The organism is Rhodanobacter sp. B2A1Ga4 (genome assembly GCF_018101315.1).
Taxonomy (GTDB): Bacteria; Pseudomonadota; Gammaproteobacteria; order Xanthomonadales; family Rhodanobacteraceae; genus Rhodanobacter; species Rhodanobacter thiooxydans_A.
In genome coordinates, this window is sequence record NZ_JADBJR010000001.1 from 1,120,548 (window position 1) to 1,144,953 (window position 24,406).

At 67.4% G+C, this 24,406-nt stretch carries 25 protein-coding genes; 9 read left to right on the plus strand and 16 right to left on the minus strand.

The genetic code is table 11. The features are described 5' to 3' along the window. Positions 1 to 84: 84 nt before the first annotated feature. The 6 genes from IMW82_RS05220 to IMW82_RS05245 form a co-directional block, all read right to left on the minus strand. Positions 85 to 660, minus strand: coding sequence for a TlpA disulfide reductase family protein (locus IMW82_RS05220; protein ID WP_211004009.1), 576 nt, complete (start codon positions 658 to 660; stop codon positions 85 to 87). A gap of 123 nt (positions 661 to 783) precedes the next feature. Further along, positions 784 to 2,034: a DUF6596 domain-containing protein gene (locus IMW82_RS05225; RefSeq protein WP_211004010.1), complete on the minus strand. Its 1,251-nt coding sequence runs from the start codon at positions 2,032 to 2,034 to the stop codon at positions 784 to 786. 1 nt (position 2,035) lies between these two features. Beyond that, entirely contained in the window at positions 2,036 to 2,383 is a 348-nt protein-coding gene (locus IMW82_RS05230) for a YciI family protein (RefSeq protein ID WP_108472546.1), read from the minus strand. A gap of 123 nt (positions 2,384 to 2,506) precedes the next feature. Further along, entirely contained in the window at positions 2,507 to 3,877 is a 1,371-nt protein-coding gene (locus tag IMW82_RS05235) for an FAD-containing oxidoreductase (protein ID WP_211004011.1), read from the minus strand. A 167-nt stretch (positions 3,878 to 4,044) separates the two neighbouring features. Beyond that, a complete protein-coding gene (locus tag IMW82_RS05240) occupies positions 4,045 to 4,710 on the minus strand; it encodes a glutathione S-transferase family protein (protein WP_244754162.1) in 666 nt (221 codons plus the stop codon). 34 nt (positions 4,711 to 4,744) lie between these two features. Then, positions 4,745 to 5,314 (minus strand): NADPH-dependent FMN reductase, encoded by a 570-nt coding sequence (locus tag IMW82_RS05245; RefSeq protein ID WP_211004012.1) that lies wholly within the window; start codon positions 5,312 to 5,314, stop codon positions 4,745 to 4,747. Between the two features lie 211 nt (positions 5,315 to 5,525). Between IMW82_RS05245 and IMW82_RS05250 the strand changes: the two genes are divergently transcribed. Beyond that, a complete protein-coding gene (locus IMW82_RS05250) occupies positions 5,526 to 6,368 on the plus strand; it encodes an SAM-dependent methyltransferase (RefSeq protein ID WP_211004013.1) in 843 nt (280 codons plus the stop codon). Positions 6,369 to 6,419: 51 nt separating this feature from the next. On the opposite strand, the gene IMW82_RS05255 is transcribed toward IMW82_RS05250, so the two are convergent. After that, on the minus strand, positions 6,420 to 8,387 hold the full coding sequence (locus IMW82_RS05255; protein ID WP_211004014.1) for a M61 family metallopeptidase: 1,968 nt from the start codon (positions 8,385 to 8,387) through the stop codon (positions 6,420 to 6,422). A 116-nt stretch (positions 8,388 to 8,503) separates the two neighbouring features. Between IMW82_RS05255 and IMW82_RS05260 the strand changes: the two genes are divergently transcribed. The 4 genes from IMW82_RS05260 (at position 8,504) to IMW82_RS05275 (ending at position 12,147) form a co-directional block, all read left to right on the plus strand. Then, a complete protein-coding gene (locus IMW82_RS05260; protein WP_211004015.1) occupies positions 8,504 to 9,331 on the plus strand; it encodes an SAM-dependent methyltransferase in 828 nt (275 codons plus the stop codon). A 68-nt stretch (positions 9,332 to 9,399) separates the two neighbouring features. Then, entirely contained in the window at positions 9,400 to 9,693 is a 294-nt protein-coding gene (locus IMW82_RS05265) for a hypothetical protein (protein ID WP_108472542.1), read from the plus strand. A gap of 11 nt (positions 9,694 to 9,704) precedes the next feature. Next, the gene (locus IMW82_RS05270) at positions 9,705 to 11,477 is read left to right on the plus strand and encodes a GGDEF domain-containing protein (protein WP_108472541.1); all 1,773 of its coding nucleotides are present in this window, start codon (positions 9,705 to 9,707) and stop codon (positions 11,475 to 11,477) included. 295 nt (positions 11,478 to 11,772) lie between these two features. Further along, positions 11,773 to 12,147 (plus strand): hypothetical protein, encoded by a 375-nt coding sequence (locus IMW82_RS05275; RefSeq protein WP_234411369.1) that lies wholly within the window; start codon positions 11,773 to 11,775, stop codon positions 12,145 to 12,147. Positions 12,148 to 12,228: 81 nt separating this feature from the next. Here the strand turns inward: IMW82_RS05275 and IMW82_RS05280 are convergent, their stop codons facing one another. Continuing rightward, positions 12,229 to 12,615: a hypothetical protein gene (locus tag IMW82_RS05280; protein ID WP_108472539.1), complete on the minus strand. Its 387-nt coding sequence runs from the start codon at positions 12,613 to 12,615 to the stop codon at positions 12,229 to 12,231. 282 nt (positions 12,616 to 12,897) lie between these two features. Here IMW82_RS05280 and IMW82_RS05285 point away from each other — a divergent pair, with 282 nt between their 5' ends. From IMW82_RS05285 to IMW82_RS05295, 3 genes are all read left to right on the plus strand, one after another. Beyond that, complete coding sequence (locus tag IMW82_RS05285) at positions 12,898 to 13,851, plus strand: hypothetical protein (RefSeq protein WP_159082212.1); 954 nt, start codon at positions 12,898 to 12,900, stop codon at positions 13,849 to 13,851. Between the two features lie 166 nt (positions 13,852 to 14,017). Then, positions 14,018 to 14,599, plus strand: a complete 582-nt coding sequence (locus IMW82_RS17950; RefSeq protein WP_325051468.1) for a polymer-forming cytoskeletal protein — start codon at positions 14,018 to 14,020, stop codon at positions 14,597 to 14,599. Next, positions 14,596 to 14,958, plus strand: a complete 363-nt coding sequence (locus tag IMW82_RS05295; RefSeq protein WP_108472536.1) for a hypothetical protein — start codon at positions 14,596 to 14,598, stop codon at positions 14,956 to 14,958. The genes IMW82_RS17950 and IMW82_RS05295 overlap by 4 nt, the downstream gene beginning before the upstream one ends. A 48-nt stretch (positions 14,959 to 15,006) precedes the next feature. On the opposite strand, the gene IMW82_RS05300 is transcribed toward IMW82_RS05295, so the two are convergent. Genes IMW82_RS05300 through IMW82_RS05310 form a run of 3 tightly spaced genes read right to left on the minus strand, consistent with a single transcriptional unit; the run spans position 15,007 to position 17,857 of the window. Next, a complete protein-coding gene (locus IMW82_RS05300; RefSeq protein WP_108472535.1) occupies positions 15,007 to 16,197 on the minus strand; it encodes an ABC transporter permease in 1,191 nt (396 codons plus the stop codon). Next, positions 16,197 to 17,135, minus strand: a complete 939-nt coding sequence (locus tag IMW82_RS05305) for an efflux RND transporter periplasmic adaptor subunit (RefSeq protein WP_108472534.1) — start codon at positions 17,133 to 17,135, stop codon at positions 16,197 to 16,199. Before IMW82_RS05305 ends, IMW82_RS05300 begins: the two co-directional genes overlap by 1 nt. Further along, on the minus strand, positions 17,135 to 17,857 hold the full coding sequence (locus IMW82_RS05310; protein WP_108472533.1) for an ABC transporter ATP-binding protein: 723 nt from the start codon (positions 17,855 to 17,857) through the stop codon (positions 17,135 to 17,137). Before IMW82_RS05310 ends, IMW82_RS05305 begins: the two co-directional genes overlap by 1 nt. A gap of 147 nt (positions 17,858 to 18,004) precedes the next feature. Between IMW82_RS05310 and IMW82_RS17955 the strand changes: the two genes are divergently transcribed. Next, the gene (locus IMW82_RS17955) at positions 18,005 to 18,178 is read left to right on the plus strand and encodes a hypothetical protein (RefSeq protein ID WP_199909867.1); all 174 of its coding nucleotides are present in this window, start codon (positions 18,005 to 18,007) and stop codon (positions 18,176 to 18,178) included. Positions 18,179 to 18,224: 46 nt separating this feature from the next. Here IMW82_RS17955 and IMW82_RS05320 read toward each other — a convergent pair whose 3' ends face one another. The 5 genes from IMW82_RS05320 to argC form a co-directional block, all read right to left on the minus strand. Beyond that, positions 18,225 to 18,806, minus strand: a complete 582-nt coding sequence (locus IMW82_RS05320; RefSeq protein WP_199909866.1) for a hypothetical protein — start codon at positions 18,804 to 18,806, stop codon at positions 18,225 to 18,227. Between the two features lie 821 nt (positions 18,807 to 19,627). Next, the gene (locus tag IMW82_RS05325; RefSeq protein WP_211004016.1) at positions 19,628 to 20,896 is read right to left on the minus strand and encodes a glutamate-5-semialdehyde dehydrogenase; all 1,269 of its coding nucleotides are present in this window, start codon (positions 20,894 to 20,896) and stop codon (positions 19,628 to 19,630) included. Beyond that, a complete protein-coding gene (gene proB / locus IMW82_RS05330; RefSeq protein ID WP_211004017.1) occupies positions 20,893 to 22,080 on the minus strand; it encodes a glutamate 5-kinase in 1,188 nt (395 codons plus the stop codon). Before proB ends, IMW82_RS05325 begins: the two co-directional genes overlap by 4 nt. Positions 22,081 to 22,095: 15 nt before the next feature. Then, positions 22,096 to 23,391, minus strand: a complete 1,296-nt coding sequence (locus IMW82_RS05335; RefSeq protein WP_211004018.1) for an argininosuccinate lyase — start codon at positions 23,389 to 23,391, stop codon at positions 22,096 to 22,098. Then, positions 23,388 to 24,392 (minus strand): N-acetyl-gamma-glutamyl-phosphate reductase, encoded by a 1,005-nt coding sequence (gene argC, locus IMW82_RS05340; protein ID WP_211004019.1) that lies wholly within the window; start codon positions 24,390 to 24,392, stop codon positions 23,388 to 23,390. The genes IMW82_RS05335 and argC overlap by 4 nt, the downstream gene beginning before the upstream one ends. Between the last annotated feature and the right edge of the window lie 14 nt (positions 24,393 to 24,406).

Below are 24,406 nucleotides of genomic sequence, written 5' to 3' on the forward strand. Positions count from 1 at the left end.
GGCCCCATGCCGGCCCGCCCATCGCTCTCCTGTCATGGCGACGAACGGGTCCGGGCCGGATCGACACATGCTGCCTGCGCGCTGCTACGAAAGCGGGTGCCGCTCCATCGCCGCGGCATCCGCATCGCAGCGACCGTCCGCGCAACGTTCCGCCGCTGGCGCCTCGGCCATGGCGTCGGGGCGCTGCTGTCCCGCCTCGACCAGCAGCGTGCCGATCTCCGCGCCGAGCAGCAGGTCGTCATGCTGGCCGAACACCTGGCGGCGCAGCCGCCCCTGCGCGTCGATCAGGATCGTGGTCGGCGTGCCCTGCATGGCATAGGCGCGCATGGTGCACGGGATCGGGTCGCCGTCCGGGCCCGGCGCGTCGATGCCGACCGGGAACGCCACACGGTATTCGTACAGGAACGCGCGCAGCGACTCCGGCCCCATCGCCGCATGGTGCTCGAACACCGTATGCAGGCCGACCACCGCCAGCGGCGCGCCCTCGAACAGCTTCGCCACGCGCTGCGCCTGCGGGATGCCGTGCGCCACGCAGCCGGGACAAAGCATCTGGAAGGCGTGCAGCAGCACCACCCGCCCGCGGAAGTGGCCGAGGCTCAGCGGCTCGGGGGTATTCAGCCAGGCGCTGGTGCGCCACTCGGGGGCCGGTTCCGGCGTCATCGGAAATCTCCTTCCTCGATGTATGGACGCGTCATCTGCAGCAGACACGTTTTCAGCCATGCAGCGTACATCTTCCCCACGTCCCCGGCGGCGTGCTGCCTGCCGGCGAGGCATGCCGCAGGCTCAGCCCGGCAGCGCGGCCTGGCGACCCTGCAGGAAACGGCGCACGGCAGGATCGCCGGCAAGACCGATCGCGATGTCGAAGGCGTGTCGCGCGTCGCGGCAGGCGTGCGTCCTGGCCAGCAAGGCCGCCCGCGCCGCCCAGTAAGGCTGGTAATCGACAAGCCGGCCATCGGCGGCGAGCACATCCAAGATCCCGAGCGCCGCCTGCGGACCCTGCAGCTCCGCGATGGCCAGCGCGCGGTTGAGCGCGACCACCGGCGAGTCGCTGAGCGCCAGCAAGGCGTCGTAGAGCTGCACCTCCGGCGTCCAGTCGGTGCGCCCGCTGCGGCAACGCTCGACATGGGCCGACTGCAGCGCGGCTTCGAGCTGATAGCGGCCGATACGGCCCAGCCGGCTGGCGCGCAGCAGCAGCGCCTCGGCCTCGTCGATCATCGCCGCATCCCACCGCGCGACATCCTGTTCCGCCAGCGGCACGTAGTCGCCCGCCGCCGTGCGGCGCGCGGAACGGCGCGCTTCCGCGTGCAGCATGCAGGCCAGCAGGCCCAGCGCCTCCGGCTCCTGCGGCAGCATGCCAGCCACCAGCCTGGCGAGGAACAGCGCCTCCGCGGTGAGGTCGCGACGGATCGCATCGGTGCCGCCGGGATCGCTCCAGCCTTCCGCGAAGGCGGCGTAGATGGCTTCCAGCACCCCGTCCAGCCGCCCGGCCAGTTCGTCGCGCGCAGGCACGGCAAAGGGAATGCCGGCCTGCCGGATCTTCTGCTTGGCCCGCCCCAGCCGCTTGCCCATCGCCTCCGGCGAGGCGAGGAAGGCCGCGGCGATCGCCTTCGCGTCCAGCCCGAGCACCGCCTGCAGCATCAACGGCGCACGGATGCCGGCATCGATGGCCGGATGCGCGCAGGCGAAAAGCAGCGCGAGGCGCCGATCCGGGATGGCGGCGTCATCCCCTTCCGCCACCGCGCTCTCCTCGATCTCGGCGAGGATGCGCAGTTGCACGGCCGCCGCTTCGCCGTGGCGGTGGCGCCGGAACCGGTCGATCCCCTTGCGCCTGGCCACGGTCAACAACCAGGCTTCCGGATTCGCGGGGCAGCCGTTGCGCGGCCAGTCCGCCAGGGCCGTGGCAAAGGCTTCGGACAAGGCATCCTCGGCCGCTGCCACGTCATGCAGGGCAGCGGCGAGGAAGGCGACGAGCTTGCCGTAGCTGCGGCGGGCCACCGCATCCGCCGCACGGCGCGCCTGCGCGGTGCGATCCAAGCTACATGCTCCAGACCGGCCGCACTTCGATAATGCCGTGACTCGCACCCGGGCAGCGCGCCGCCCAGGCGAGTGCGGCATCCAGGTCGGCGACGTCGATGAGGTAGTAGCCGCCCAGTTGCTCCTTGGAGTCCGCGTAGGGGCCGTCCAGTACCTGCGACTTGCCGTTCGCCACGCGCACGGTGGTCGCGGTCGTCGTGCCCTGCAGGCGGTTCGACCCGGCCAGCGCGCCCGCCGTCTTCAACGCCTGCGTATAGGCCCCGTAGGCCGCAATGCCCTGTTCCTGCTCGGCCGGCGACATCCGCGACCAGCCGCCTTCCTCCGCATACAGCATCAGTAGATATTGCATCGTGATTCTCCGTTCCGGGTGATCGGTGGGCAGCATGCTCCACCATTCCCATGACGTGCGGGGTTCCCCGATTTGGACAAGGCCGATCCCGCACGGCGATGGCGATGCATCCGGGCTGCCGCCCTAGCCGCCCGCAGCGCGTGCTTCCGCGATCAGCGTGGGTATCAGCTCCGACACGGTCGGATGGATCGGCACCGTGCGTTGCAGCTGCGTGGCGGTGGCGCCCACGGTCATCATGTCGATGATGCCGTGGATCGCCTCGTCGCCCTCGATGCCGAGGATTGCGGCACCCAGGATCGCCTTCGTTCCGGCATCGATGATCACCTTCATGAAACCCTGCGTCTCGTCCCTCTCCACCGCACGCCCGACCCGACTCATCGGCCGCTTGCCGACCAGGAACGGGCGGCCGCGCTTGCGCGCCGCCGCCTCGCCGATGCCGACCCGCCCCAGCGGCGGGTCGATGTACAACGCGTAGCCGCTGACGCGCTCGCTGAGGCGACGGTGCTCGCCGTCGAGCAGATTCGCCGCGACGATCTCGAAGTCGTTGTAGGACGTGTGCGTGAACGCGCCGCGCCCGTTGCAGTCGCCCAGCGCCCAGATGCCCGGCACATTCGTACGCAGTTCGTCGTCGACGCCGATGTAGCCGCGTTTATCCGTCATCACGCCGGCTTGGTCCAGGCCGAGGTCGCCGGTATTGGGCACACGCCCCACCGCCAGCAGCAGGTGGCTGCAGTCGATCCGCTCGCCATCGGCGGTCACCCGGATCCCCTCGCCGGCGCGCTCGAACGCGAGGTCGGCGATGCCGGTGCGGATGTCGATGCCCTCGCCTTGCAGGATTCCGCGCACGGTCGTCGAGATGTCCTCGTCCTCGTGCCCGATCAGGTACGGCCCCTTTTCCACCACGGTGACGCGCGCGCCGAAGCGGCGGTACATCTGCGCGTATTCCAGCCCGATGTAACTGCCGCCGACGATCAGCAGGTGGGGCGGCACGCGGTCCAGTCCGAGGATCGAGGTGTTGGTGAGATAGGGAACGTCATGCACGCCGGGCATGTCCGGCACCGCCGCGCGGGCGCCGACGTTCAGAAAAATCTGTGGTGCGGTGAGTCGTTCCTCGCCGACGCGCAGGGTCTGCGCGTCCTCGAACCGTGCATGGCCCTCGATCACCGTGCAGCCGTCCATGCCGTCCAGCCACGTGCGCACGCCGTGGCGCGCGTTGGCGATGACGGTATCGGCGCGCGACTTCACCCTGGCCATGTCGATACCCACGCCGCCGGTCAGCACCACGCCGAAATCCGCCGCACGACGGGCCATGTGCGCGGCACGCGCGCTGGCGACCAGGGTCTTGGTCGGCATGCAGCCGGTATTGACGCAGGTGCCGCCGAACAGCTTGCGCTCGACCAGCGCCACCGATCGGCCGGCGCCGGTCAGCCGGCCCGCCAGCGGTGGCCCGGCCTGGCCGGCGCCGACGATGATCGCGTCGAAACGGCGGCTCACAACGCTGCAGCCGCGAACTGCAGCGCAGCGCGCACCGTCAATCCATAGCCATGAAGAACCATGTCGTCACTCCTGCATGAAGGCGGTTGTTGTAACGCGAACGACCGGACAGGCCCGACAAATTTCCGTGAAGCCGCTGCCAAGGGGAGCAACGTGGCCTTGCGCCCTCAGCCAGCGGGCGGCACGTCGAAGCAGTACGCCGTGTGGCGCGCCGATGCCCGCTCGCCGAACTCGCGCGCGAAGGCTGCGAGGTGGCCATAAGGCGCGAGCGGCACGGTGACGCGGAAGGCCAGGTGCTCGACCAGGCAGAACAGCGATGCCTCCAGCAGGCTGAGGTCGCGCGGCGGCAGCGTGGCGATGACCGGCAGCAGCCTTTCGTCGAGCCACTGCAGCGCATTGCGCAATCCCGCGGCGGCCTTGGCGAAGTAGATGCTGTCCGCCGGAAGTTGCGCGACCTGCGTGCCGAAGCCGAGCTGCACCTGAGCCTGCATGGCGTGCCAGATGAGTTCCTGCGCATTGCGCGCCTGCAGCTCGCGCACATCCTCGGGCCAGACGATGCGCCGCTGCGCCGGCGCAAATTCCGCCAGCACGCGGCAGATGTTCTCGGCGCCGAATACCGTTGTCCCATCCTTCGTGAGCACCGGCAGCTTGAGCGCGGGATTGCCGGCGTAGTCGCGCGCATCCAGCGACGCCAGGTCGTAGACCGGGGCGAACTCGCAGGCCACGCCCAGCTCCAGCGCGAACACACGCACCAGGCGGGTGAAATGCGAACTGCTGCGGCCGGTGATCCGCGGCACCGGATTCATGCCGGCCATGTCATTTTCACGAGACAAGACACTCCCTCCTACGTTCCATCAACCGCGGCTTTCACGCCTTTCCCGTCGAGCCGCCGTGCGCGAACGCAACGAAGCCTTCCACGAACTTGCGCAGCTGGTCGCTGGTGCGCGCATCGGCGATGGCGCCGTCGGCATCGAACACGCTGCCAGCGTGCGACACCATCAGGCGGCCGCCGGTCCACAGTTCCGCGCCGATCGTGCGCAGCACCGGCAGCCAGGCGTTCTGCGACAGGATGGTGCCGAAGCCGCCGGGCGAGGCACCGATCAGCGCCACCGGCTTGCCGGCGAATACGCGCGGGATGTCGGCCGCCGGCCGGGTCAGCCAGTCCAGCGCGTTCTTGGTCACGCCGGGGATGCTGTTGTTGTATTCGGGCGTGGCGATCAGCAGGCCGTCGGCCGCGACGATTGCCTCCTTCAGCGCCGTCACCTCGGCCGGAATGCCGTGCGCGGCTTCGTCGTCGCCGTTGTACAGCGGGAACGCGGCGATCGACATGACCTGCAGCCGGCTGCCGGCTGGCATCGCCGCGACCGCGGCATGCAGCAGCGCGGTATTGAACGAGCCCGTGCGCAGGCTGCCGGAAAACCCCACCAGAATGGCCATGTTCCACCTCTCAGGCGGCGACGGCGACAGGAGCGTCAAGGGTAGCGCGAAAATCGCTGCGCACCGCATGGCAAAGGGCGCGGCCCGACGACCCGCAAAGCCGGGCCGGCGCAGGAAATCCCGCCCGCCACGCCGGCGGGCTGCCGGGTTACGATGCCGTCCCCTCGTCGCATCGCGGCGCGTTGCCGCCGTTCCAGGAGATTCACACGTCGTGTCGCACTACTCCGGCCCCCTGCTCACCCGCCCCGTCGCCGCCTCGTTGCTGGCTGCACGCGATGCCGGCGCGGGCGAATGGAGCGGCTCGCTGGACCTGGAAGTCTCGAACGGCCATGCCGCGCTGCAGGCGGACACCTGGCAGTGGCGAGACCGACGCTACCCGTATCCATCCGCGCTGAAGGACCGCACGATCTATTACTGGGACGGCGACGCGTTCGCGCCGGTGGCGCGCTATGCCGGCTCGCTGATCAAGCTGGTGCCCACCGAATGGGGCGCGCCTACCTTCGAGATCGACGGCATCAAGATGCTGCCCACCTCGAAGGAGTCGCCGCTGGACGACGCGCGCCGCAAGGTCGCGCTGGTCGAGCCGCGCGGCAAGGTGGTGCTGGATACCTGCGGCGGCCTGGGCTACTTCGCCGCCTGCTGCCTGGAGGCCGGCGTGGCGCGCATCCTCTCGTTCGAGAAGAACGCCGACGTGTTGTGGCTGCGCACGCTCAACCCGTGGTCACCCGATCCCGGGGCACCCGCCAGCAGCGGCCGCCTGCAACTCAGCCATGCCGATGTGTCGCAGGCGATCGTGCAAATGGCCGACGCTTCGGTGGACGCGCTGCTGCACGACCCGCCGCGCTTCGGCATCGCCGGCGAGCTGTACGCGCAGGCGTTCTACGACCAGCTGGCGCGCGTGCTGCGCAAGGGCGGCCGGCTGTTCCATTACACCGGCAGCCCGAACAAGCTCACCAGCGGCCGTGACGTGCCGCGCGAGGTGGCGAAACGGCTGGAGAAGGCCGGGTTCAAGGCGCAGCTGGCGCTGGACGGCGTGCTGGCAACGCGGCGCTGAGCCGGCGTCCGGACAGCTACCGGAGCAGCCCCGCCCTGCTCCGGCCCTCGCCTACTTCCGCGCCGCGATGATCTCGCCGAGGTAATCCGGCGTGCCCTCGATGCGCACCAGGTGCGGGTACTGCAGGCCGTCGTGGTAATCCACCGGCACCGTGCGATAGCTACCCTGGTATTTCAGCAGGAGCTTGATTGGCGCCTTGTCCGTCCGGGCCGCGGTAATCGCGCTCTTCAGCACGTCCTCGCTGTAGTCCTGGCCGTTCACCGCGACGAGGGTGGCGCCGGTGCTGACGCCGGCCTTGAACGCCGGCCCATCCCAGCGCACGTCGTTGATCTGACCACCCTTGGCCATGGTCAGGCCGATCGACCAGGCGAAGTTGAACAGGTGGCGCGACGATTGCGGCCGGCTGTTGTACTGCTTCTCGTAGGCGCTGGGCTGGTCGGTGTAGACCAGCTTCCAGCCGGTGCCCTTGAGGCCGTCCAGCAGTGGCGGCTTGCGCGTATCCACGTGCGCGTGCAGGAAACCGGCCCAGTCGTACGGCGCCACGCCATTCAACGCCGCCACCACGTCGTCGAAGGTGTAGGTTTTCGTCACGTAGCTGCCGTTGTCGACGCCGAAGAACGTGCGCGCGAAATCGTCCAGCGACTTGCGGTCGTGGGTCAGCGTGCGGATCTTTGCATCCACCTCCAGCCACATCATCTGCCCGGCGCTGTAATACTCCTCACTCATCTGCCAGCTGCGGTACGGCAGGCCCGAGCGGCGTGCGGCGGTCGGGTCGTTGGTGGTGTCCTCCAGCGTGCGCCACTGGAAGCCTTCGCGGTTGCGGTCGTAGTTGGCCGCCACCATCGCCAGCGCGTCGCGGAACTGTTCGGGCGTCCACAGGCCGGCGCGCGCGGTCAGCACGAAACCCCAGTACTGCGTCTGCCCCTCGTACACCCACAGCAGCGAATCGCCCATCGGCACGTTGAAGTTGGGCGTCCACAGGTCGGCCGGACGACGGAACTTGCCGTTCCACGAATGGGTGTACTCGTGCGCCAGCAGGTCGCGGCCGGGCGCGTTGTCGTCCCAGGCGGTGAAGTAGTCGGCGCCCAGGCCGTCCTCACTGGACTGGTGGTGCTCCGTGCCGTTGCCGCCCAGCTGGTCCGACAACGAGAACAGGAAGTCGTAGTGGTCGTAATGGTGCGAGCCGAACAGTCTTGTCGCCTGCACCGCCAGCGCGCGGTGCGCCTGCAGCTGCGCGGGCGTCATCTCCAGGTACTTCGGTGCGTCGGCGACGATGTCCATATGCACCGGTGCCCCGCCGGGCGGCGTGAGATCGACGCGCTTGAAATACTGGCCGGCGTAGACCGGCGAGTCGACCAGGTTGTTGAAGGTCACCGGCTTGAAGGTGACGGTATCGCCCGACTGCGAGGCCCGGGTTTGATCAGCACGTTCAAGCGCACTGCCGAGCTGCCAGCCGTGCGGCAGCGTCAGGCTGGGCGCGAAGGTGATGCCGCGGGTGAAATGGCCGGCCGGATACAACGCCACCTTGCTCCATTCCATGTCCATCATGCGGTCGGTGATCTCGAACCCACCGTCGCGGGGCGACAGGTACTGGAACTCCACGTCGATGCTGGCAACCCCCGCGGGTACGTCGAGATGGAACGCGTACACGTTGTACTCGTCGCGCTTCCACGCCAGCGGCTTGCCGCCGGCGCTGAGCGTGAGTCCGGCAAGCATGGCGATCGGGCCGGTCGGCGAGTGGTCGCCGGGAATCCATTGCGGGTACAGCAGGGTCAAGGCGCCCGGCTGCACCGGGATCGTCTCGTGCACGCGGAAGATGCCTTGCGCAGTGTCGTCGGCATCGACATGGATGGCGATCGTGCCGGGATACGGCACGTCCTGCGGCGGCGGCACGCTGGCGCCCGGTAGTGCCTGTGCGCAAGCAGCACCGGTCGCGAGCGCGAGCGATACGGCCAGCAGCATGCGCGCCGCAGTGCATCGCGTACGAACCGGCAACCCGGCGAAAAAAGCAACGGACATGGGGGACTCCAGCAGGCAGGCCAAGGGATTCGCACAACTTAGCATCACCGGCGCCGGCCGGGGTGCCGCCATCTCCGCCCACCCCGGGCCCTGAAAAATTGCCCTACTATCCGCCGATGGCAATACCCACGCCCCCCTCACCCAGCGGCGCGCCACGCGGCAGCCTGGCCTGCGTCGGCATGGGCATGACCCTGGGCTCCCATCTCACGCCACTGGCACGCAGCCACATCGAACAGGCCGACGTGGTGTTCGCGGCGCTGTCCGACGGCATCGTGGAATTGTGGCTGCAGCGCATGCATCCGGACGTGCGCAGCTTGCAGCCCTACTACGCCGAGGGCAAGTCACGGATGGCCACCTACCGGCAGTGGGTCGAGCTGATGATGACCGAGGTGCGTGCCGGCAAACACGTCTGCGGCGTGTTCTACGGCCACCCCGGCATCTTCGCCTGGTCACCGCACAAGGCCATCGAGGTGGCCCGCGCGGAAGGCTTCACGGCGCACATGGAGCCGGGCATTTCCGCCGAAGATTGCCTCTACGCCGACCTGGGCATCGACCCGGGTCGCTACGGTTGCCAACACTTCGAGGCCAGCCAATTGCTGTTCTACGAGCGGCGCATCGACCCCACGGGCTATCTGGTGCTGTGGCAGGTCGGACTGGTGGGCGATCTGTCGCTGAAGCGCTTTTCCACCGGGCCGGCCTACCGGCAGGCGCTGGTGGACGTGCTGAGCGTGGACTACCCGCTCGACCACGAGGTGATCGTCTATCGCGGCGCCACCTTGCCGATCCAGCAGCCGCGGGTCTGCCGTATGGCGCTGCGCGACCTGCCCGGCGCCGAACTGACTGCCGAGGAAACGGTAGTGCTACCGCCCGCCGTGCCGTTGAAGCAGAATCAGGCCATGCGTGAGCGGCTGGCGGCGCTGGACAGGGAAACCGCGACCACCTGACACGTCAACGGTGATCGGCAGCACTCGCACAACGGATGCTTGGGGACCAAGGGAAACAGGGGGAAAACATGTCGGACACGATCGAACTTCTGGAAACCATCGGCCAGAACGCCGCACTGCGCCACGCCTCCGCCGACGAGCTTGCGCCCGTGCTCGAACAGGCAATGGCGTCCGGGGCTCTCCGGGCCGCCGTTGCCGCCGGCGATAGCTCGCTTCTGTTCAAGGAATTCGGGCACCAGCCGAATAAAGCACCGCAGATCACCAATGCACCAGGGCATGAGGAAGACGAGCCGGATCACGACGGTGACGACAAGCCGCACCATCCGCCCGAACCCGACCACCGCAAGCCACGCAGACAATAATTCCACACTCCATGCCCATCGGCTTGCAAGGCAGGGGAATGGGGGCCACCTTGGCGGCCCTGTTTCTCTGCGGCCTGATGCATGCAGGCCACGCCGCCCCTCCCAGGATCACCGACGCAAGCGCCTTCCTCGACCAGACCGAGGAGCTGCGCATCAAGGACCACCGGCAGTTCGCCGAACGGCTGGCGCAGATCCATCGCGAGTCACCCGCACTGACCACGGCCGAGCAATGGCGCCTGCGCTATCTCGACGCGCTCGAGTCTTCGCTTGAGGGCAACTACGCCGCTGCGGAGCAGCCGCTACGCGATGTGATCGGTCATTCAGGCGATCCGACACTTGCCACCAAGGCGTCGGCGCTGCTGATGAACAACCTGGCCGTCAGTCGCCGTTATAAAGACGCCTTCCAGCTGGCCCAGCAGCTCACGATCGACCTGCCCAGGATCCAGGACAAGGCAGTCCGCTTCCAGGTCCTCAGCTACCTGTCCCAGATGTTGAACCTGGCTGGGCAGACGGATCTGGCGATCAAGTACGCCCACCTGATGGAAAACGCTGTCCCCCCCGGCATGACCTTGTGCAACCCGCGCTCCAGACTGGTTGCCGCGCTCTGGAGTGCCAAGCGGCTGACCTCTTCCAGCCCGGAGCTGGAGCAGGCCGTCAAGACATGCGAAGCAGCTGGACAGCCGATCATGGCGACAACCATGCAGCTCATCCTCGGCACGCTCCACCTGGAAGAACACCAGCCAGTCAAGACATTGGCCCTGCTCGACCGGATAGCACCCGACATCCGGATCAATCATTACTACCCGCACACGCTGTCCGCGCAGGTGCAACGAGCCCAGGCGTACGCACAGCTGGGTAAAGATGATGACGCCCGGAAGGCGGCGCTCGCCGCCTTGGCCATGGCCGGCCCGAACGATGTCAACGACTACCTCAAAGATGCGTATGAAGTGCTCTACCAGGTTGCGAAGCGGCACGGCAACACAGCCGCCGCGCTTGCCTACTACGAACACTATGTCGCCCAGGACAAGGGCTCGCTCGATGATGCCACCGCACAGGCATTGGCCTATCAAACGGTCCAGCAGCAAGTCCTGACCCGCAAGCTGGAAACCGAAGAGCTCGGCAGGCAGAACAGCGTCCTCAAGCTGCAGCAGGCACTGGACACCAAGGCGGCGGAGACCAGCCGGCTCTACATCGCGCTGCTGATCGCCCTGCTGGCCGCCATCGTGCTGTGGCTGTACCGGCTCAAGCGATCGCAGCTTCGCTTCATGCGGTTGTCGCGCCGCGACGGACTCACCGGCATCCTGAACCACCAGCACTTCATCAGCGAGGCCGATCGCTTCTTGCGCCTGCTGGAGAAGAAACTCGGCCACGCCTGCCTGATCTCCATCGACCTGGACCACTTCAAGCAGGTCAACGACACCCATGGCCACGCCATGGGCGATGCCGTGCTGAAGCGGGCCGTGGCGATCTGCCAGCAGCACCTGCGCCCCAGCGACCTGTTCGGCCGGCTGGGCGGCGAGGAGTTCGGCATCCTGCTGCACGAGTGCTCCCGCGACCAGGGCCTGGACATCGCCGAGCGCATCCGGATCGCGATCGGCACGACGCCGATCGAGAAAGACGGGCAGCACATAGCGATTTCCGCCAGCGTCGGCCTGGCCTCCACCGACAGCTCCGGCTACGGGCTGCAACGGCTGTGCAAGGAGGCAGACGTCGCGCTGTACCGCGCCAAGCGCGCCGGACGCAACCGGGTCATCGCCGACGCCGGCAACCTGACCGAAGCCTGAAACCCCGCGCCGGAACAGCGGCATCGACGTGCGTGAAAGCCTGCCACCAGGCGGGGCACTCACGTTCCGACCCCGCACCCCTTCAGGAAACCGGCGCCGTGCCGATGACCGTAGCAAACCTGAAGGACCCATCGATGCCACGCCACGCCCAGATGCCCTCTAGCGCAACGACGCCACCTGCGGGAAACGGGGGCCGCCGGCCACGACCCGACGCGCCGGGCGCGCATTGCCGGCACCCGGGCGAACGTGGCGGATCCCGCCACGCCAGCGGTGCCCGCCCCGGCGGATGGCCGCAATGATGGTCGACCGCAGCAACCCCACCCGTGCAAGCAACCGCGTCGACTGGAGCGATCCCCAGTTGCAGAAGCTGCTGAGCAAGATCGAGGACTGGGACCTGGACAACCGCGAGAACTTCCCGCGGGAAGAAGTACAGGTGCAGATCGGCTGGAGCGCGGGCGGCGGGCGGACGGCAGTGCTGGTATGGAAGCGCGACAAGGTCATGGTGCTGGAAGCCGGCTTCCCGATTCCCACCGGTGAATACGTACGCGTGGACCGCTTCTACGGTGACGGCATGCGCAGCGTATGGGGGGTGCTGGTCGAAGGCCGCGCCGGCAGGCGTGCGGAAGACTGCAGCAACGGCGTGAGCATCTACTGGCTGCACGAGTGCTGACCGCTGGCGCTGCTCGCGCGATGGCGCCAGACCGGGACCGGGTACCGCCCGTGAGCGCGCACGGCGCGTGCCGCCCTGCCTTCAGCCGATGCGCAACTTGTTCAGGAACAGGCCGTGCTCGCGATCCTCGACTCGGTAACCCTCGCGTCCCTCGACGATCCAGCCCCACACGCTGCGCATGCCTTCCACATGCTGGCTATCCACGCGCACGTGATCGCCTTGCGCAACCGGAAACCGGGTCACCAGCACCATGGTCTGCTCATCCATCGAAATCAGCTGCGCCGGCTTGCTGACGACCGAATTGGCCGTCCATCCGGAGCTGACTTGGATCTGCACTTCCTGCAACGGCTGGCCACTGCGGTTGTCGAGCTTCCAGCCGTCGACTTTCTGCAGCAGTGCGTCCAGGTTCGGGTCACTCCAGTCGACGGCGCCGACTGAAACGCTCGAGCGTGACTTGTCGTGGCCCATGGGGCTGACCTCCCGCCGGATAGATGCGAATGGATAGGCAAACGCGTTCCCCGCAGCCAACATAGCAGAACTCCCGCCCGGCGGCCTGGCCCGGTAGCCACAAACCGCGCCACCGCGCGCGCCCGGCGCCGCGGGCTGCGCGGCAGTTGCATCGGGCACGGCTGGCAGCCTTCATCCATCGTGGCATGGGGCCGGGAAAGATGCCTGGAAAAGAGGCCACCTCACGCTGACTCCGTCAGCTTCCCTTTCCGGCACCGGTTCTGTCGGCTTCCCCCACCCGCTATGCTCGGCATTCACGGCGCGGGGAGCGCCGATCATCAGGGGAGTGACACCATGACGACACGATCCAGGGGGCCGCTGGCCGGCTTTGGCTGGCTGATGCGCGGCATCAACGTGGGCTACCGCCACCCGAAGCCACTGCTCGGTGGAGCAGCCTTCCTGTTGCTGGCGGCCTTCCTGCCGGCGCTGATCACGCTGCCGATGCAATTCCGCATGCAGCTGGCGGGCGTGCAGCCGAGCCCGGCCACTTTCGGCTGGATCATGGCGGGTTCCCTGTTGTTCGCCCTGCTGGTCGTGCCGCTCTACGCGGGCTATCTGCAGGTGGTCGACGCGGCCGAGCGCGGGCTGCCGGCCCGCGCACTCGACATCTTCAGGCCTTATCGACAAGGCGAGGCCTTGCGCCTGATCGGCTACGGGCTGGCGATGATCGTGGTCTACGTTGCCTTGCTCGGCGTCGTCATCGCAGCGACTGGCCGCGGGGTCGCCAGCTGGTACGCGCAAGTACTGGCGGCGCAGGCCAGCCACCAGCCGCCGCCGACGGCGTTGCCCGATGGCTTCGGGATCACCATGGCGCTGTTGATGCTGGTCGGTCTTTTCATGATGGGCTTCTATGCAATCAGCCTTGGCCAGGTCGCGTTGCGCGGCCGCAACGTGTTCGGCGCGATCGGCGACGGCATGGTCGGCGCGCTGAAGAACCTGCTGCCGCTGCTCGTGTTTGCACTGAGCGCCCTCCTTGCCTGGATCGTCGTGATCATTGCCCTGATGATCGCGGGCGCCCTGCTCGCCCTGCTCGCCAAACTCATCAGCCCGTGGCTGGTGCTCGTGGTGATCGTTCCGCTTTATATCGCCCTGCTCCTGGCGCTGTTCTCGATGATGTTCGGGGTGATGTATCACCTGTGGCGTGATGTGTGTGGCGACGACGTCGTGACCGACATGGATGCGGCGATCGCCGCCTGATCGTCGTCATCCGCTTCAATGCGAAGGCGGCCACGGCCGCCTTCGCCATTTGTGCCCAACCTGCAGCGACTTGCCGGACCCGGCGCAACCCGGGCTGGTGGATCTGGTGGGGCGGGCCAGCGCAACCTGAACCTTCCCGGTTTGCGCCTGTTCCCATCGCGGTCGCTTGAGGGGTACCCTCGACCTCCTTCTGACCAAAGTGGAGTCCCCCATGGCCCTGTGGAAAGAACCCGTCAAGACCGCCGCCACCTCAACGCCCGAAGCGGCGGAGCTGGCGCACCTCGGCACTCCGGAGCACAAGCCGGAGATCAGGCCAGAAGCGGAAAAGCCGGTGCAGCCCGCATTTCGTCCCACGCCCGCGCCGGGCAAGGCCGTGACCGAATCCCTGATCGCGCCCGACATCACCATCGAGGGCAAGATCGAAGGTGCGGGCCATGTGCGCATCGCTGGCAGCTTCAAGGGTGACGTCAATGTGCGCGGCGACGTCACCATCGAGCCCAATGCCAAGGTGACCGGCAGCATGCGCGCCGAGAAGGTGACCATCGCGGGCGAACTGATCGGCAACATCGAATCCGCGGTGCATGTGGAACTGCTGCAAACCGGTGCGCTGACCGGCGACCTGAAGGCCGGATCGCTGAGCGTGGCAGCCGGTTCGCGCATGCGCGGTCAGGTCGAGTTCGGCTGGGATGAGGTCAGGGATGGCCACAGCGCCCACAAGGCCAACCCGGGCAACGGCACAACTTCGTGACCACCGCACCCTCGGGCACGGCCGGGGCGACCCGCACCTGTCCGCACTGCCGCGAGACGATCCTGGAAAGTGCGGAAGTGTGTCCCGCGTGCCGCCACAAGCTGCGCTTCAGCGATTCAACCGGCGCGGTCACCACGCCGGCGTCCATACCACTGCGCGTGGAAGGCAGCTTCCGCAACCCGGTCGACAGCGGTGCGTGGGAATACTCGATGGTATTGACCATCCGCAACGAACGCGGCGAGGAGATCGCGCGCAAGCTGGTGGGCGTCGGCGCCATGAAGCCGGACGAACAACGCACCTTCACCCTGAGCGTCGAGATGAACCCGGCGGCTGCGGGTGGCAAGCGCACATGGCACTGATCAAGACAGTCCGGAGCCACTTCCGCCGGCGCGGCGCACGCCTTCGGCTCACCTCCCGGCAAACACCACCGCTGGCTGCAGCTTCACCACCGGCCGCACGCTGATCAGCGCGGCCGCCACGCTCACCAGCACGACGCCGAGCAGCCCCGCCAGCGGGGTGAACCACATCATCCGGAACGGGAAGCCCAGCCGCAGCACGACCTCGCCGGCGATGCCGCACAGCCCCAAGCCCATGCCGGTGCCCAGCAGGGCGCACATCGCGGCCTGCGCCAGCACCATCGCGGTCAGCGTTCCCGACGGCGTGCCCAGCGCCTTGAGCACGGCGTACTGGCTCTGGTGCTCGTAGGTGAACATGTAGAGCATGACGCCGGTGACGCCGAAACCCATGGTCATCGCCAGCGTGAGCATCGCCGCGATGTCGCCGACGTCCTCGGAGTTGACCAGGAACCAGCGCACCGTGTCGGACTTGAAATCCGCCGTGGTGCGCGCGCGCAAGCCGGTGCGCTGCTCGATGCGCGTGGCCACCTCGCTCGGCGAGGTACCCGGCACGGTCCGCACCATCACGAAGGTCAGTGTGTGCGGCTCCACCGGCAGGATGCGCAGCGCGTTGGACAGCGTGGTGTAGACCAGCGGCCGCGCCGGGTAGCGCGGCACGGTCGAGGACTGGCCCAGCACGCGCACCAGGTGCTCATTGACCAGCAGCTCGTCGCCGCCGCGCAGCTCGCGCGTCGGCGCATCCAGGTGCGCGCCGTCGTGCGGCCACTGGTCCCGCGCCAGCGCCGGCGTCTCCAGCTTGCCGCTGGTGCCGCCGGCGTCGACGATCACTGCATCGCGCGCGCGCAGCTCCTCCGGCTTGTGCCCGGGCACTGCTGGCGCGCCGGCCAGCGAGGCGTCGTCCACGCCGATCACCTGGAAGGTCTGGAACTGTCCGTTGGGAAAACGCACGTCTGCGTTGCCCAGCGCCAGCGGCACCGCGCGGCTGACGCCCTCGACGCTGCGCACCCGGTCCAGCGCGGAGGCCGGCATGTTGATGGTCTGCTCCACCGACTCCACCGCCGGGTCCATCACCCACACGTCGGTGGCGCCATTCTCGGAGATCAGCGCGAAGCCGTTGGTCATGAAGCCGCAGAAATACGAGGCGGCGAAGGTAACCAGGAAGGAAGTGAAGGCGATGCCGAACAGCAGCCCGATGAACTTTGCACGATCCGCCGCCAGCATCTTCAGCGCGATGCGGAACATCAGCGCTTTCCGCCCGCCGGCTGGCCCGGCGCGGGCGGCACCTCGATGAAGGCGTCCATCTGCTGGCCGAGATACACCGGCAGCGTGCCGCGCTCGAAGCTGTAGATCACCTGCAGCACGCGCACGTCGGTGCGCTCCGTGCTCAACCCGGTCAGCGAGGTCTTGGGCGTGATGTACGGCTCGATGTACTCGAAGCGCAGCGGGATGGACAGGCGGGGGTTGCCGCGCACGAACGCGCGCGCATGGGTGCGCGGGCGCACGCGCCACGCGTCGTTCTCGTCGATGTTCACGCGCAGGTACATGCGCTGGTCCTGGCCGATCAGCACCAGTGGCTTGGTCACCTCGCCTGCCGGCGCAAACTCACCCACCCGCAGGTTGACCTGCAGCACGCGCCCGGCAACGGGGGCATGCACCACCGCGCGGGCGATGTCGACCTCGATCTGCTGCTCGGTCGCCGCAGCCGTGTCCACCGCGGAGGCGGCCGCCTCCATGTCGTCCTTCGCGTTGGTCAGCGCCTCGACGCTGAGCGCGGCCTTGTCGAGCTGCCGCAGGTGGCTGAGGTAATCCAGCCGGTGCGCGGGCTTGGCCAGCGCCGCCCGGGACAGCCGGACATTGGCCTTCGCCACGCCGAGGCGCGCCTGCAGGTCGCGGTCGTCGATGCTGAAGAGTGGCGCGCCCGCCTCGACCTCGTCGCCCGGCCGCACATCGATCGCGCTGACCACGCCCGCCACGGCGGTGCCGACCGACACGTTACCCAGCCCGGTTTCGGTGATGCCGGTGCCCACCACGTAATCGGCGAACGGCACCTGCTCGACCGGTGCCGGCGAGGTCGTCGTCACCGACGATTCGCCGGAGCGCAATACCACCGCCACGGCGATGACCACGCCGATCAGCGCCAGGCCGACCAGCAGGTAGATCCGTTTCTCGAAGGACGCCATCACGTCGCCCCTCCCTGCCGCCCGCCCTCGCCGACCTCGACGATGCGCCCGTCCTCCATGCGCGCCATGCGGTCGGCGTAATCGAAGGTGCGGTTGTCGTGCGTGACCACGATGAGCGCCCGGTCGGGCGCACGGGCCACGCCGCGCAGGATGTCCATCATCTCGTGCCCCGTCTTCGCATCCAGGTTGCTGGTCGGCTCGTCGCACACCACCAGTTTCGGATCGTGCACCAGCGCGCGCCCGATGGCGACGCGCTGCTGCTGGCCGCCGCTGAGCTTGCGCGGCAGCGCATCGGCGCGCGCCCCCAGCCCGACTTCCTCAAGCACGGACCTGGCACGCTGCTCAGCCACCTCCCGCGCCACGCCGGACACCAGCAGCGGCACCGACACGTTCTCCAGCGCCGTGAGCGCAGGCAGCAGGTTGAAGGCCTGGAAGACGAAACCGACGGACTTGCCGCGAAAACGCGTGCGCTCGTCCTCCGTCATGCGGCCGATGTCGCGGCCCAGTACCGCGCAGCTACCGCCATCCTGGTCGAGGATCGTGGTGATGATCGAGATCAGCGTGGTCTTGCCGCAACCCGACGGCCCCACCAGCATCAGCAATTCCCCGCTGCGCACCTCGAGATCGACGCCGCGCAGCGCATCCACGCGCTCGTTGCCCGAACCGTAGTGCTTGGTCAGACCGCGGCAGCGCACGGCGGGTTGCTGGTCTGCGCCTGTCATCGATGGCCGCCGCCTTCAGGAGTATCAAGGCCGGATTGTAGCCCTCGACCATGAACGCGGAAGTCATGGGCCGCGCAAGAAATCTCGCGCAGCCACCGCGGCCGGCGACTCTCCAGCACGCCGATTCCTGCACTGGCGCCGCTGCGCATGGCGCTGCGGATCTTCCGCCGCGCCGGCATGGCGCAACTGCGCGAAAAGCTTCTTCAGCTCATCCGTGTGAGCGCTGGTCACGAGCGCGGCCGCGTCCTGTTCGACTGCAGTCTGACCGCCGACGCGCTCAACGCCAGACCAAGAAAAAGACTGAACTACCGAGCGCCCTAGGAGGGCTTCGATGAAGGCTGATCAGCCGTGCAGTTCAAACTTGATGCTACGCATGACTGCCCTCACTCCGCTCGATGACGACATAAGGGCAGGCGACGAAATTCTTTGCTCGGTCTGCGTACCACATGACGCGGGCCAAGCAGACGACAGGAATGCCGATGTTCACCTTCAGCACCTCCGATGCCGTGAGCATGCGCGCGAAGCCGGCGGAAAAGTAGGTCTCGTTCGCCAAGAAGACTGTTCTTTCTTCGCCCTTCTTCAGCTGGAAGAACTCATACCCAGGTTCTTGAGCTTCCGCTTTGCGCCATTCTCCCAGAGTCAGGTCGCCCGACATCCAAACCAGCTTCGTCCCGTTGTAGTTTTCGAAGCCTTCAAACTTCGGATAATCAGCTTCCAGCTGCTTCCATAGCGCATGAAGCATCTGACGGGAAGTGATGGAGTACGTCCGAGATTCCTGTGTCGAAACGCCTGCGTTTGCAAAATAGGCTGATATACCTGCGTTCCCGCCGCGTTGCTTTGTGATCTTCGCTTGCGGATCGGTTCCGAACTTCTCCTCATACTTGCGGGAGACGAAGTCGAGATCAAGGTATACGACGCAATCATCATTCAGACCGGGATCGGCGGGCACAGCTATCTCCCTAGTGGCTAACGCTGGAGTTAAGCAGCGGCAAAGCCGTCCGCCTTGAACGAACAGCTAGATTTCGCCGGTAGGTAGCCCGGAGACCTCTGCAAGTTTGCGCAAGACTACCCGGCAAGCATCAAGAAGTGCGGGTGTTTTGTCTTGTCCAAGGTATGTGCACTCGTGGACTAGCAGATTGCGATAGTGGACGGCGTGGCCAAATAGCTCCCAGACGCCAATCCCAAGAACCATTTCCGGGGTAGATGCGCATTTGACCTGAAAGTAAGCCTCCACCAGCGCGGTGGGGCCAGATTGGCGGAAAAGGTCATAAAAACTGAGCGAATCAGACTGCACTGAAGCTAGGTGATGTACCAGTAACGATCTGGCTAAAGCTTCCACCGCAGAAACGCGCGTGACTAATAGGTTTGGATCATGGTCAGCGTTGCTAATGCGCTGCAGCGCAACGCCCAAGCGCTGGCGCGGCGTGGACTGAACGTAAATGTCCCGAAGCTCTGCCCGGTGCTGTTCGAACCCGTCTGCAGTCATGGCTGTGAGATCTAACCCTCAGTAGACCCCAGATCGGGGTATATGCGCCCGATGTTCAGCCTTCGAACATCGGCCGTCAAGGACGGTGGAACTTACGTTGATTCAAGACGATGGCTGCCGATGCAGAGCAGTTCTGCTGCGTCGTTGCCGCGTTGTATATCTCATGAATCGCGGCGCTATGTCTTATCGCCCACAATTCGCGATGATAAAAACAGTCGTTCTGGCTTGTTTGCAGGATTTGGCGGCAGCAGGCGTTCAGCCAAGCCGCAGCCCAAAGCGGACATTCAACCCTGCGCCCGGCTCTGCGGATGCCGCACCTGCCCCTCCCCGCGCACCACGAAGCGCTCGATGGTCAGCGCCTCGGCGCCCATCGGCCCATAGGCGTGCAGGCGCGTGGTGGAGATGCCGATCTCGGCGCCGAGGCCGAGTTCGCCACCGTCGCTGAAGCGAGAGGAGGCGTTGACCATCACCACGGCGGAGCGGATCGCCTGCACGAAGCGTTGCGCGGCGGCTTGGTCGGCAGTGGCGATGACTTCGGTGTGGTCGGAGCCGTAGCAGCGGATATGGGCGATCGCTGCGTCGAGGTCATCGACCACGCGCACGGCGAGGATCAGGTCGAGGAATTCGGCGGCGTAGTCGTCATCGGTCGCCGCGTGCATGGCGGGCACCAGCGCGCGACTGCGCTCGTCGCCGCGCAGCTCGACGCCGCGTTCGCGCAGCGCCTGCGCCGCGCGGGGCAGGAAGGCAGCGGCCACGTCGCGATGCACCAGCAGGGTCTCCAGCGCGTTGCACACGCCGGGGCGCGAGGTCTTTCCGTCGATCAGCAGGCCCAGCGCCAGATCGAGGTCGGCGGCGCGGTCCACGTACAGGTGGCACACGCCCTTGTAGTGCTTGATCACCGGCACGCGTGCGTGTTCGGTGACGAAGCGGATCAAGCCTTCGCCGCCGCGCGGGATGGCCAGGTCGATGAGGTCGCCGAGTTGCAGCAGTTCGACCATCGCCTCGCGGCTCAGGTCGTCGAGCACGGTGACGGCGGCCTCGGGCACGCCATGCGCGCGCAGCGCGGCGTGCAGCGCGGCGGCGATGGCGAGGTTGGAATGGATCGCCTCGGAGCCGCCGCGCAGGATCACCGCATTGCCGGCCATCAGGCACAGCGCCGCGGCGTCGGCGGTGACGTTGGGGCGCGCCTCGTAGATCATCGCGATCACGCCAAGCGGGATGCGCACGCGTTCGATCGACAGGCCATTCGGGCGCGTCTCGCGGCGGGTCGTCACGCCGACCGGATCGGGCAACTCGGCCACTTCGCGCAGCGCGTCGGCGATCCCTGCGATGCGCGGCTCGTCCAGTCGCAGCCGGTCGAGCATCGCGCCCTGCACGCCTTTCGCCGCGGCCTGGTGCATGTCGATCGCGTTGGCGGCGAGTACGGCATCGGCGTGTGCCTGCAGGCTTGCAGCCATGTCACGCAGGAGTGCGCGCTTGGCATCGCTGCTCAACGCGCCAACGACAAGCGCGGCATCGCGACAGGCCAGCGCCTGCTGGCGAATGGCGCTCATGCGGAAATCTCCGTGGACGAATTGACGGGCGATTCGATGGTGGCGAGATCATCGCGATGCACTACCTCGTCGCCATGGCTGTAACCGAGCACGCCATCGATCTCGCGACTGTGCCGCCCGGCCAGCCGGCGTATCTCGTCCGCGCCGTACTGACTGAGACCACGTGCAATCACGCTGCCGGCCGTGTCGACGATCTCGACCAGGTCGCCACGACGAAATTCGCCACTTGCTTCCAGTACTCCGCCCGGCAACAGCGAAACGCGACCACCGGCCAGCGCCTTCGCGGCCCCCGCATCGATGCGGATATGCCCCGGTTCGGCAGGCACATGCCGCAGCCAGTACTTGCGCGCCTGCATGCGACTGGAGGACGCATCGACCAGGGTGCCTCGCAGGCGGCCCTGCTCCAGTGCCTGCACCGTCGCCGTGTCGCGACCACTGAACAGGGCAGTGGGAATACCGGCGGCAAACGCCTTGGTCGCGGCCTGCAGCTTGGTCCGCATGCCGCCGGTACCCATCGTGCTACTGCTGTCGCCGGCCATCTCCAGAATCGCTGGCGTCAGCTTGGCGACGTGCGTGATCGGCACCGCTGTCGAATCGTGCCGCGGATCGGCGCTGTACAGCGCATCGACGTCGGAGGCAATCAGCAGCAGGTCAGCATCGACCAGCGCGGCGACGATGGCGGCGAGGTTGTCGTTGTCGCCGAGTTTCAATTCGTCCACCGAGACGGTGTCGTTCTCGTTGACCACCGGCAGCACGCCGAGCTGCAGCAGCTCACGCAGAGTGGCGCGTGCGTTGAGATAGCGGCGGCGATTACGCAGGTCGTCGTGGGTCAGCAGCACCTGCGCCACTGGCCGCGCGGACAGCGACTGCCACAGCGCGATCATCGGCGCCTGGCCCAGCGCGGCCAGCGCCTGACGCGCGGCAAGATCACCGCCAGCTGGCGCATGTTCGCGCAGCAGCGCGCGCCCCGCCGCCACCGCGCCGGAAGACACCAGCACGACCTGGCGGCCCTCTGCATGGCTGGCGGCGATGAAGGCGGCCAGCGTTTCGGCATAGCGCGGCGTGAGGCCGCCGCCGTCGGCGGCGAGCAGGTTGCTGCCGACTTTCAGCACGGCGCGACGCCAGGGTGGCAGCGCCTGTGCGGGCAGGTCGGTGTGCGTGTTCCCGGTGTCGATCGCCGCCATGCCCGTGTCTCCGCTTCAGTCGTCGAGTGCGCGCAATCGCGCGTGCAGTTCATCCAGCCGCAGGTCGTTGCCGGCGCCTGGCGACACGCGGGCGGCGAGGCTGCCTTCCGGCGTGCGCCCCTGCCCCGCGGACGCCGCGGTTTCCGCCGCGGCGCGGTAGGCGTCGCGGAACGGCACGCCGGCGGCGGCCTGCTCGATCGCCACGTCGGTGGCGTACATCGCCGGCTCGATCGCGGCGCGCATCGCGCCCTCGTTCCACCCGAACCGCGCCAGCAGGTCGGGCACCAGTTCCAGCGCCATCAGGCCGTGGCGCACGCCGTGGAAGATCGAGCCCTTGGAGAACTGCAGGTCGCGCTGGTAGCCGGACGGCAGCGACAGCAGCTGCTCGATCTCGGTACGCGCGGCGGCCACGCTGGCATAGCTGGCGCGCAGCAGTTCGATCACGTCGGGGTTGCGCTTGTTCGGCATGATCGAGCTGCCGGTGGTGTACTCGGCCGGCAGCTTGACGAAGTCGAACTCGGCGGTGGTGAACAGCGACAGGTCCCAGGCCAGCCGGCGCAGGTCGAGCAGCGCGCCACCGATCGCCTCCAGCACGGCCATCTCGAACTTGCCGCGCGACAGCTGCGCGTAGATCGGGCTGAGCTGCATGCGTGCGAAGCCGAGTGCCTGCGTGGTGTGTTCGCGGTCCAGCTTCAGGTTCACGCCGTAGCCGGCGGCCGTGCCGAGCGGGTTGGCGTCGATCAGCGCCATCGTCTGGCGGGCGCGCAAGGCGTTGTCGATGAAGCCCTCGGCGAAACCGGCGAACCACATCGCTGTGGACGACACCACCGCGCGCTGCAGGTGGGTGTAGCCCGGCAGCGGCACGGCCGGCTGCGCGGCGCGGTCGAGGCAGACGTGGGCGATGGAGCGGCAATGCACTTCCAGCGCAGCCAGCTTGTCCTTCAGCCACAAGCGGGTGGCGACCAGGATCTGGTCGTTGCGGCTGCGCCCGGTGTGCACGCGGCGGCCGGCGTCGCCGAGGCGCTCGGTAAGCCGCGCCTCGATCGCCGAATGGCCGTCCTCAAAGTGCTCGTCCAGCACGAACGCGCCGCTGGCGAAATCGTCGGCCAGCGCATCCAGCTCGCGCTTCAACGCGGCGGCTTCGTCGGCGCCGACCACGCCGATGTTGGCCAGCCCTTCCACGTGCGCCTTGCTGGCGGTGATGTCATGCAGGAAGAACTCGCGGTCCAGCAGCACGTCGTCACCGGCGAGGAAGCGCATGATCTTCGCGTCGATCTGGATGCCGGATTTTTGCCAGAGGGGTTGGGTCATGGTGGTGTCCTGGTTCTTTCATGCAGGAGCCCGCTGGCGGGCTCCTGCGGCAAGGGGATGGCGGTGTACTCGTCCACGCCGATCGCGCGGTTGATGTTCTGCATGGCTTGCGTGGCGGCGCCCTTGAGCAGGTTGTCCAGGGTGGCCACGATCACCACGCGCTTGCCGTCGGCCGACACCGCGAAGCCGCCGATCTCGGTGTGATGCTTGTGTGCGATGCGGCTGACCCACGGCGCCTCGTCCAGCACCGACACCAGCTTCTCGCTGCCGTAGGCATGCCGGAAACGCTGCAGCACTTCCTCGCGCTTCAGCTGACGACCGAGGTAGAGGTTGCTGGTGACGGTGAGCCCGCGAAAGTGTGGCGCCACGTGCGGCATGAATTCCACCGGGATGCCGAGCCGGAAGCTGGCTTCCTTCTCGTGCATGTGGCCGGTGAGCGCGTACGGCATCAGGTTGTCGCGCAGCTTGTCCGGGTCGTTCTTGTCCGACGGCGTGGTGCCGGCGCCGGAGTAGCCGGAGACGCCGAAGCACACCGGCGGTGCGGCCAACAGGTCCTTCAGCGGCGCGATCGACAGCTGCATCGCGGTGGCGTAGCAGCCGGGGTTGCTGATCCTTTTCCCACCACGCCACTGCCCGCGGGTGAGTTCGGGCAGGCCGTAGTACCACGATGGATCGAAACGGTAGTCGGCGGAAAGGTCGAGGATCAGCGTGTCCGGCTTCACCGCGTCGATCGTCGCCACGTACGGCGTCGCCTTGCCGTTCGGCAGCGCCAGGATCACTACGTCGGCGCGCTTGGCGGCCACGGCCTCGGGATCGAGGTTCTCGTAGTGCAGTTCGCCGGCGAAGCCGTCGACCTGGTCGGCCACGCGCTGGCCATCCAGCTCACGCGAGGAGACGAAAGCCAGCTCCAGCGCAGGATGTGCCGCGATCAGGCGGATCAGCTCCATGCCGGTATGCCCGCGTGCGCCGACGATGCCGATGGTCTTCTTGTCGTGTGTCACCGATTCACTCCTGC

Bases quoted from the DNA above. Each gene is read 5' to 3' on its own strand.
- IMW82_RS05310 (WP_108472533.1), bottom strand. From the start codon at position 17,857: ATGACAGGCGCAGACCAGCAACCCGCCGTGCGCTGCCGCGGTCTGACC.
- IMW82_RS17955 (WP_199909867.1), top strand. From the start codon at position 18,005: ATGGCGCTGCGGATCTTCCGCCGCGCCGGCATGGCGCAACTGCGCGAA.
- IMW82_RS05255 (WP_211004014.1), bottom strand. From the start codon at position 8,387: ATGTCCGTTGCTTTTTTCGCCGGGTTGCCGGTTCGTACGCGATGCACT.
- IMW82_RS05270 (WP_108472541.1), top strand. From the start codon at position 9,705: ATGCCCATCGGCTTGCAAGGCAGGGGAATGGGGGCCACCTTGGCGGCC.
- IMW82_RS05260 (WP_211004015.1), top strand. From the start codon at position 8,504: ATGGCAATACCCACGCCCCCCTCACCCAGCGGCGCGCCACGCGGCAGC.
- IMW82_RS05335 (WP_211004018.1), bottom strand. From the start codon at position 23,391: ATGACCCAACCCCTCTGGCAAAAATCCGGCATCCAGATCGACGCGAAG.
- IMW82_RS05230 (WP_108472546.1), bottom strand. From the start codon at position 2,383: ATGCAATATCTACTGATGCTGTATGCGGAGGAAGGCGGCTGGTCGCGG.
- IMW82_RS05275 (WP_234411369.1), top strand. From the start codon at position 11,773: ATGATGGTCGACCGCAGCAACCCCACCCGTGCAAGCAACCGCGTCGAC.
- IMW82_RS05245 (WP_211004012.1), bottom strand. From the start codon at position 5,314: ATGGCCATTCTGGTGGGGTTTTCCGGCAGCCTGCGCACGGGCTCGTTC.
- IMW82_RS05220 (WP_211004009.1), bottom strand. From the start codon at position 660: ATGACGCCGGAACCGGCCCCCGAGTGGCGCACCAGCGCCTGGCTGAAT.
- IMW82_RS05300 (WP_108472535.1), bottom strand. From the start codon at position 16,197: ATGTTCCGCATCGCGCTGAAGATGCTGGCGGCGGATCGTGCAAAGTTC.
- IMW82_RS05280 (WP_108472539.1), bottom strand. From the start codon at position 12,615: ATGGGCCACGACAAGTCACGCTCGAGCGTTTCAGTCGGCGCCGTCGAC.
- IMW82_RS05305 (WP_108472534.1), bottom strand. From the start codon at position 17,135: ATGGCGTCCTTCGAGAAACGGATCTACCTGCTGGTCGGCCTGGCGCTG.
- IMW82_RS05325 (WP_211004016.1), bottom strand. From the start codon at position 20,896: ATGAGCGCCATTCGCCAGCAGGCGCTGGCCTGTCGCGATGCCGCGCTT.
- IMW82_RS05285 (WP_159082212.1), top strand. From the start codon at position 12,898: ATGCTCGGCATTCACGGCGCGGGGAGCGCCGATCATCAGGGGAGTGAC.
- proB (WP_211004017.1), bottom strand. From the start codon at position 22,080: ATGGCGGCGATCGACACCGGGAACACGCACACCGACCTGCCCGCACAG.
- IMW82_RS05265 (WP_108472542.1), top strand. From the start codon at position 9,400: ATGTCGGACACGATCGAACTTCTGGAAACCATCGGCCAGAACGCCGCA.